The 7,772-nt window shown below is 39.3% G+C and carries 5 protein-coding genes and 3 pseudogenes; 4 read left to right on the top strand and 4 right to left on the bottom strand.

Annotated elements, in window-relative coordinates:
- The 3 genes and pseudogenes from C3Z13_RS11805 to focA all read right to left on the bottom strand — a co-directional run.
- The coding region (locus tag C3Z13_RS11805) for a hypothetical protein (protein ID WP_219827868.1) at positions 1-846 on the bottom strand (846 nt) is incomplete at its 3' end.
- A gap of 117 nt (positions 847-963) precedes the next feature.
- A pseudogene (pflB, locus tag C3Z13_RS00865) lies at positions 964-3,275 on the bottom strand (formate C-acetyltransferase).
- A 74-nt stretch (positions 3,276-3,349) separates the two neighbouring features.
- Positions 3,350-4,203: pseudogene (gene focA, locus C3Z13_RS00860) on the bottom strand (formate transporter FocA).
- A gap of 265 nt (positions 4,204-4,468) precedes the next feature.
- On the opposite strand from focA, the gene hinT reads away from it, so the two are divergent.
- The 4 genes and pseudogenes from hinT (at position 4,469) to rlmC (ending at position 7,418) form a co-directional block, all read left to right on the top strand.
- Complete coding sequence (gene hinT / locus C3Z13_RS00855) at positions 4,469-4,819, top strand: purine nucleoside phosphoramidase (RefSeq protein ID WP_103854702.1); 351 nt, start codon at positions 4,469-4,471, stop codon at positions 4,817-4,819.
- Positions 4,819-5,187, top strand: coding sequence for a YcfL family putative periplasmic lipoprotein (locus C3Z13_RS00850; RefSeq protein ID WP_103854701.1), 369 nt, complete (start codon positions 4,819-4,821; stop codon positions 5,185-5,187). The genes hinT and C3Z13_RS00850 overlap by 1 nt, the downstream gene beginning before the upstream one ends.
- Before the next feature lie 8 nt (positions 5,188-5,195).
- Entirely contained in the window at positions 5,196-6,239 is a 1,044-nt protein-coding gene (gene nagZ / locus C3Z13_RS00845) for a beta-N-acetylhexosaminidase (protein ID WP_103854700.1), read from the top strand.
- Between the two features lie 9 nt (positions 6,240-6,248).
- Positions 6,249-7,418: pseudogene (rlmC, locus tag C3Z13_RS00840) on the top strand (23S rRNA (uracil(747)-C(5))-methyltransferase RlmC).
- 21 nt (positions 7,419-7,439) lie between these two features.
- On the opposite strand, the gene C3Z13_RS00835 reads toward rlmC, so the two are convergent.
- The gene (locus C3Z13_RS00835; protein WP_103854699.1) at positions 7,440-7,679 is read right to left on the bottom strand and encodes a CBU_0592 family membrane protein; all 240 of its coding nucleotides are present in this window, start codon (positions 7,677-7,679) and stop codon (positions 7,440-7,442) included.
- Positions 7,680-7,772: the final 93 nt, after the last annotated feature.

Below are 7,772 nucleotides of genomic sequence, written 5' to 3'. Positions count from 1 at the left end.
CTCCTTATTTTTTATATGTTCTATTCGTTCTTTAGCTCTACGTTTAATTGTTTCTTTGTTATTGTTACAAAAACTATTTAGTTTAGATTGATCATAAAAACTTGTGTTTATTAAGGTGTGTTTAATTGATTCTTGATGATTTATACTGTTTTTACTTATAAACAAAGGGAGGAATATTACGTTTATACACATCATTAAATAATAAAATGATTTTAGATATTCTTTTGTTGAAAAAGACTTTATTTCATAAAATAATGCCAGTATCATTAATGTGAGTGGTACGTAAAGAATTAATAAAAGTATTATATTTATTAATAGTATTAGTATAGTGCTTGATAGTGGAAAGAAGTTAATTGTATAGCCTGTAATACCTAAAATTTCTTCTGACGAAATATATGAGCAATAAGTTAAATACAAAGAAAACAATATGATTAATAAATATTTTAATATATAGTTTTCTTTTGTTTTGTTAAAGTATTTTCTAAAATTTTTACTATGTTCTAATATTACAAATATACAAATTGGAATATATATAGGTATGTATGTTGTCACTGTGATAGGAGTTGGAAGTTTAAAAAATGAGTAAAAAATGATGCAATAAGCTAGATAGATCAGGATAAATATTTTTATTTGATAAGAATATTTGGTAAGAATAAATGAAAGTTCCTTAGGAAGCTCTTTTGATGCTTTAAGCATTTCCTCAATTAGATGTATGGTGTATTCCAAAGTCTTTGCTAATGCATTTAATACCCTTATTAAAGGTTTTAAAGTAGTTTTTAAGAAATACACTAAGACAGTATATAATATATATGCAATAATGTATAAAATTAATAATGTTTTTCTCATTTTTTCTATACTATTAGGTAGTAATTTTATTTTAGCATTTTCTAGAAAAATGTCAAAAATAAAAATCGGCTTTATATCATAAAGCCGATTTTAAAAACCAATACAAGAAATAAATTATTACATTGCTTGCGTGAAAGTACGCGTAATTACATCTTGTTGTTGCTCTTTAGTTAAAGAGTTGAAACGCACGGCGTAACCAGAAACACGAATGGTTAATTGTGGATATTTCTGGGTTTTCCATTTTGCATCTAACAACATTTCACGGTTCATTACGTTCACGTTTAAGTGTTGTCCGCCTTCAACAGTCGCTTCGTGGTGGAAGTAACCGTCCATTAAGCCTGCAAGGTTACGTTTTGCGCTTCGTAATCTTTACCTAATGCGTTTGGTACGATTGAGAAGGTGTAAGAAATACCGTCTTTCGCGTAAGCAAATGGTAATTTCGCCACAGAAGTTAATGAAGCTACTGCACCTTTTTGATCGCGTCCGTGCATTGGGTTTGCACCCGGTCCGAATGGCGCACCAGCACGGCGACCATCTGGGGTGTTACCTGTTTTCTTACCATACACCACGTTAGATGTAATAGTAAGTACAGATTGTGTTGGGGTTGCGTTGCGATAAGTGTTGTGCGTTTGAATTTTCTTCATAAAGCGTTCAACTAAATCTACCGCTAAATCATCAACACGGCTGTCGTTGTTACCGAATTGTGGATATTCACCTTCGATTTCAAAGTCGATCGCCACGTTAGATGCCACTACGTTGCCATCTTTATCTTTGATGTCGCCACGAATTGGTTTCACTTTCGCATATTTGATCGCTGCTAATGAGTCAGCTGCTACAGAAAGCCCTGCGATACCGCAAGCCATTGTGCGGAATACATCACGATCGTGGAATGCCATTAATGCCGCTTCATAGGCATATTTATCGTGCATAAAGTGAATGATGTTCAATGCAGTAACGTATTGGGTAGCAAGCCAATCCATAAAGCTGTCCATACGTTCCATTACTGTATCGAAGTCTAACACTTCATCCGTAATTGGGGCAGTTTTAGGGCCTACTTGCATACCTGATTTTTCATCAATACCACCATTGATTGCGTATAACAAGGTTTTTGCAAGGTTCGCACGCGCACCGAAGAATTGCATTTGTTTACCCACAACCATCGGGCTTACACAACAAGCGATCGCATAGTCATCACTGTTGAAGTCTGGACGCATTAAGTCATCATTTTCGTATTGTACAGATGACGTATCAATAGATACTTTCGCACAATAACGTTTGAACGCTTCTGGTAACTGTTCAGACCAAAGAATGGTTAAGTTTGGCTCTGGTGAAGGCCCCATTGTGTAAAGGGTGTGTAAGATACGGAAGCTGTTTTTGGTAACTAATGTACGACCGTCTAAGCCCATACCTGCCAATGTTTCGGTTGCCCACATTGGGTCACCAGAGAATAATTGATCGTATTCTGGAGTACGCAAGAAACGCACCATACGCAATTTCATTACAAGGTGGTCGATTAATTCTTGTGCTTCTTGTTCTGTGATTTTGCCCGCTTTAAGATCGCGTTCAATGTAAATATCTAAGAAAGTAGAAACACGACCGAAAGACATTGCCGCACCATTTTGTGATTTCACCGCTGCAAGATAAGCGAAATACGTCCATTGCACCGCTTCTTGTGCGTTAGTTGCCGGGTTAGAAACATCAAAACCGTAAGAGGCTGCCATTTCTTTAATTTTACCCAATGCACGGTGTTGTTCAGCAATTTCTTCGCGTAATTGAATTGTCGCTTGAATATCTTCACCACGCTCTAATTTTTCTTGTAATGAATTAAATTGGTTGAATTTATCTTTCATTAAGAAATCAGCACCGTAAAGGGCTAAACGGCGATAATCCCCGATGATACGGCCACGGCCATAAGCATCTGGTAAACCAGTAATTACGCCTGATTTACGGCAACGTAAAATATCTGGGGTGTAAACATCAAATACCCCTTGGTTATGGGTTTTACGATATTCTGTAAAGATATGCTCAATTTCAGGTTTTAATTCGCGACGATAAACTTGGCATGAACCTTTCACCATTTTAATTCCGCCATAAGGCATAATGGCACGTTTTAATGGTGCATCAGTTTGTAAGCCCACGATTTTTTCCAAGTCTTTTTCAATGTAACCTGGTTTGTGAGAAGTAATGGTTGATGGCGTATCTGTATCAATGTCATAAGGTTCGTGAGTTTTGTTCTCAACCTTAATTTTTTCCATTACATCATTCCATAATTTCGTGGTCGCTTCCGTTGCACCAGCAAGGAATGATTCATCACCTTCATAAGGGGTGTAGTTTTTTTGAATAAAATCACGTACGTTTACTTCGGTTTGCCAGTCACCTGGAGTAAAACCTTCCCACGCTTTTTTTTGCGCTTCTGTTAGTTGAGTCATTACTATTTTCCTTTAACGTAAATAAAATTTTAACTATGTAAAAACGGCGAAAAAACAACCGCTCTTACGCCAAACTAATGTGAATGTGGTCTGTTAGTAAACCACTGCATTAATGCAATACATACCCCGCCACCAACAATATTACCAAGCGTAACAGGAATAAGATTTTTATAACAAAATGATAAACATCTAAATCAGCAAATTGCGCTGCATTCAGCCCAAGAGATTGCCAAAATTCCGCAGAACTGCAATGGGCAGTGATGATCCCAAGGGGAATCATAAACATATTCGCCACACTATGCTCGAAGCCAGAAGAAACAAACAAACCAATCGGTAAAATCATAATCAATGCTTTGTCTGTTAAGGTTTTTCCTGCATAGCTCATCCACACCGCAATGCACACCATAATGTTACATAAAATGCCTAAGCTAAAGGCTTCAAACCAGCTATGATGAATCTTATGTTGGGCTGTTTTCAAAATCGTCAAGCCCCATTGTCCATTGGCTGCCATTGTTTGTCCTGCGAACCAAATTAAGCCTGCGATGATGATTGCCCCCACGAAATTGCCTGCATAAACGGCAACCCAGTTGCGTAACATTTGAATGGTATTGATGCGTTGCCCTGCGCGTGCCACCAACGTCATTGTTGATGAAGTGAATAATTCAGATCCACAGACAACCACCATAATCACGCCCACAGAGAACACTAAACCGCCAACCAGTTTAGCCAATCCCCAAGACACATTGGCTAGCCCTGTTTGCGTAGTGGTATAAAAGACGAAAGCAAGCGCAATAAATGCCCCTGCTGAAATTGCGGAAAGAAAAGAATAGAATTGATTTTTAGTGGCTTTATAAACCCCAATATCTTCAGCGAGCTGAGCCATTTCCGTTGGCGTTGCCATAAAACTCACGGCGTTTTCTTTTTTCATTCTACCCCCTAAAAGTTATGTGCTAATTCTAAGGGATATGTCCTGAACTTTAAACTAAAAAAGATTTTATTTTTTATAAAATTTGTTGTAAATCAATTTTTACAACATTGATTTAACATATCGCAACATTATAAAACTAAAATTTAACAAAATAATAACAAAAGTAATCCAGATTGCTATTTTTGAACTTTTCTGATAAAAATACCCGCACTTATCTATACTGTTTACAAGCAATAATATCCCTTTAAAACACAAGGATTTTCCAATGGCAGAAGAAACCATCTTCAGCAAAATTATTCGTAAAGAAATCCCAGCGAATATCGTTTATCAAGATGAATTAGTCACCGCATTTCGTGATATTTCACCACAAGCGGCAACCCATATTTTGATTATTCCGAATAAACTGATCCCAACCGTGAATGAAGTTACCGAACAAGATGAGGTGGCATTAGGGCGTTTATTTACCGTTGCAGCAAAATTGGCAGAGCAAGAAGGTATTGCACAAGATGGCTATCGCTTAATCGTAAACTGCAACAAACACGGTGGACAAGAAGTGTATCATTTACATATGCACTTACTTGGTGGTGAACCTTTAGGAAAAATGTTGGCAAAATAATGAAAAAACTGTTTTTTCTGTGCGGATTAAGCCTATTGCTTGCGGCTTGTAGTTCCACACCTTCGCAAAATATTGTGAGCGAAAATGAGCCTATCTTAAATGTAGAAGCCAATCTCGCGCCGTTGATTGAAACAACATTACGCCACAACAATGTTTGGCTGAAAAACAAAAGCCAGCAGCAGCTTGATGTGGCTTATTATTTCTTTTGGTATGACAAAAATGGCGTAACCCAAGGGGAAGAGCCGAATTTAAACGCGCCCTCTAGTTTGCTGCTGCAACCAAGCCAACAAACCAACTTAACGCCTGTTCCGCCAACGGAACAAAGCGCCAATTACCGTTTATATCTTCGTTTGAATAAATTGCAATAAGGATTTCAATGTCAGCGTTACTTATCGATCTTACTGGGCAAGAAGTTAGCCAAGAAGAATTAGAATTGCTTGCGCACCCCTTAGTCGCTGGCGTGATTTTATTTACCCGCAACTTTTATGATCGTGAGCAAATTCAACATCTTGTCGCCACCTTACGACAGAAAGTAAAGAAACCCTTATTGATTACCGTCGATCAAGAAGGCGGACGTGTACAACGTTTTCGTGAAGGCTTTACTCAACTGCCCGCAATGCAAAGTTTCGCTAGCCTAATCGCTGATCCGCAACAGCAACAAGCAATGGCATTGCAAGCAGGCTGGCAAATGGCGGCAGAAATGATCGCGCTGGATATTGACTTGAGTTTCGCGCCCGTGCTGGATTTAGGCCATCAATGCCGTGCTATTGGTGATCGCAGTTTTCACGATGAAGCCGCACAAACCCTTGATCTCGCACGTCAATTTATTATTGGAATGAAGCAAACAGGAATGGCCAGCACAGGCAAGCATTTCCCTGGCCACGGCCACGTTCTGGCAGATTCTCACCTTGAAACGCCGTATGATGAACGCCCCAAAGCGGATATTTTCACGCAAGATATTGTGCCGTTTCAGCGTTTAATCGCGGAAAATTATCTCGATGCGGTAATGCCCGCACACGTCATTTACACGCAATGCGATCCGCAACCAGCAAGCGGATCAAGCTATTGGTTACAACAGGTGTTACGCCAACAGCTCGGCTTTCAAGGGGCAATTTTCTCTGATGATTTAGGAATGAAAGGTGCGGGTTTTATGGGCGATTTTGTGGCGCGTTGTCAGCAATCCCTTAATGCGGGTTGTGATTTACTATTGCTTTGCAATGAGCGTGAGGGCGTGATCCAAGTGCTAGATCATTTCCAACCGCAAGAATCCCCTGAGCAATATGCCCTGCGCCAACAACGTTTGCAAGGTTTGTTTAAACGTAGCCAGTTAGATTGGAAAACTTTAGAAAAATCATCACGTTGGCAAGAAAATCAGCAAAAATTGACCGCACTTCAACAAACTTGGTTAGCGAGTGCCTAAATGTCAGCAATGCCAGTTTGTCCACACTTTATGGCGGGACAATGCCGTTCTTGCCAATGGATTGAAATGCCTTATGCAAAACAGCTTGATGAGAAAAAAGCGCATTTAGTTCAACAACTTAATGGGCTTGATCAATCACAGCTTGAATGGTTGCCACCTTATACTTCTGCGCAACAAGGTTTTCGTAACAAAGCCAAAATGGTGGTGAGCGGTTCGGTGGAACGTCCAATTTTAGGCATTTTGACCGATCCCAATGATCCACAAAGTGCGGTAGATTTATCCGAGTGTTTACTCTACCCTGCGCATTTCGCTGAGATTTTTGCCCAATTAAAAAACCTTTATCGGGCGCGCGGGCTTAGTGCCTTATAATATCGCGAAACGCAAAGGTGAACTGAAATATATTTTGCTTACCGAAAGCCAAAGTAACGGCACATTAATGTTACGTTTTGTGTTGCGATCTACCGCCAAACTGGCGCTTATTCAACGAGAATTACCACAATTATTGGCGAACTTGCCACAAATAAAGGTGGTGAGCCTCAATATCCAACCGAAACACGCGGCGATTTTAGAAGGGGAAGAAGAAATTTTTCTCACGGAAAAAAAACAGCTCGCCGAAAATTTTAACCAAATCCCGTTATTTATTCGTCCGCAAGGCTTTTTCCAAACTAATCCAAAGGTGGCAGAAGGCTTATACGGCACAGCACAGCAATGGATTAAAGATCTTCCCATTAGCAAAATCTGGGATCTATTTTGCGGTGTAGGTGGCTTTGGCTTGCATTGTGCGGCGATCTTGCAACAAAAGGCGTAAACGTGCAATTAACTGGCATTGAAATTTCCCCTTCTGCCATCGCTAGTGCCAGCTTGTCAGCAGAAAAATTGGGCTTAGCAGAGGTGAAGTTTCAATCCTTAGATGCAGCAAATTTCGCCTTAGCACAAAATGAAAAACCAGATTTGCTGATCGTCAATCCGCCACGCCGTGGTATTGGCAAAGAGTTGGCTCAATTTCTCAATAAATTACAACCGCACTTTATTTTATATTCCAGCTGCAATGCAGTTTCAATGGGCAAAGATTTGCAAGAATTAGCCAACTACCAAGCACAAAAAATCCAACTTTTTGATATGTTCCCTAATACGGCGCATTATGAGGTGCTGGTGTTGTTAGAACGCTCAGGGGGATGATGAGCGTTCTTTCTCAAGTCCTTAGTGAGATTGAAGGCTTGTCGTGTTTTTACGATGTCTAATCAGCTGAATAACATTGATGATAACGATAAAACCGTCTAACAGCACCACCGGTAAGGCATTTGTGTAGATCGCATAAATGGTAACGAAAAAAGCACCTGTGGCATTTAATAAACGTAATTTTAATAGTGAGTTGGTCATAAATGAAAGCACCACTAATGCCGTGCCAAAATAGCCAAGAATATTCATTAATAAATCCATAAAATTTCCTTAAAAAGAATGGAAAAGAAAAGGGGCGTATCTTAGCACAATGACGCAAAAATACGGTGAAAAATCACCGCACTTTTTATTTTT

The sequence above is a fragment of the Avibacterium endocarditidis genome (assembly GCF_002921145.1).
GTDB classification, from domain to species: Bacteria; Pseudomonadota; Gammaproteobacteria; order Enterobacterales; family Pasteurellaceae; genus Avibacterium; species Avibacterium endocarditidis.
Note: the sequence above shows the minus strand (reverse complement) of the source record. Positions and strands in the feature narration are given on the sequence as shown.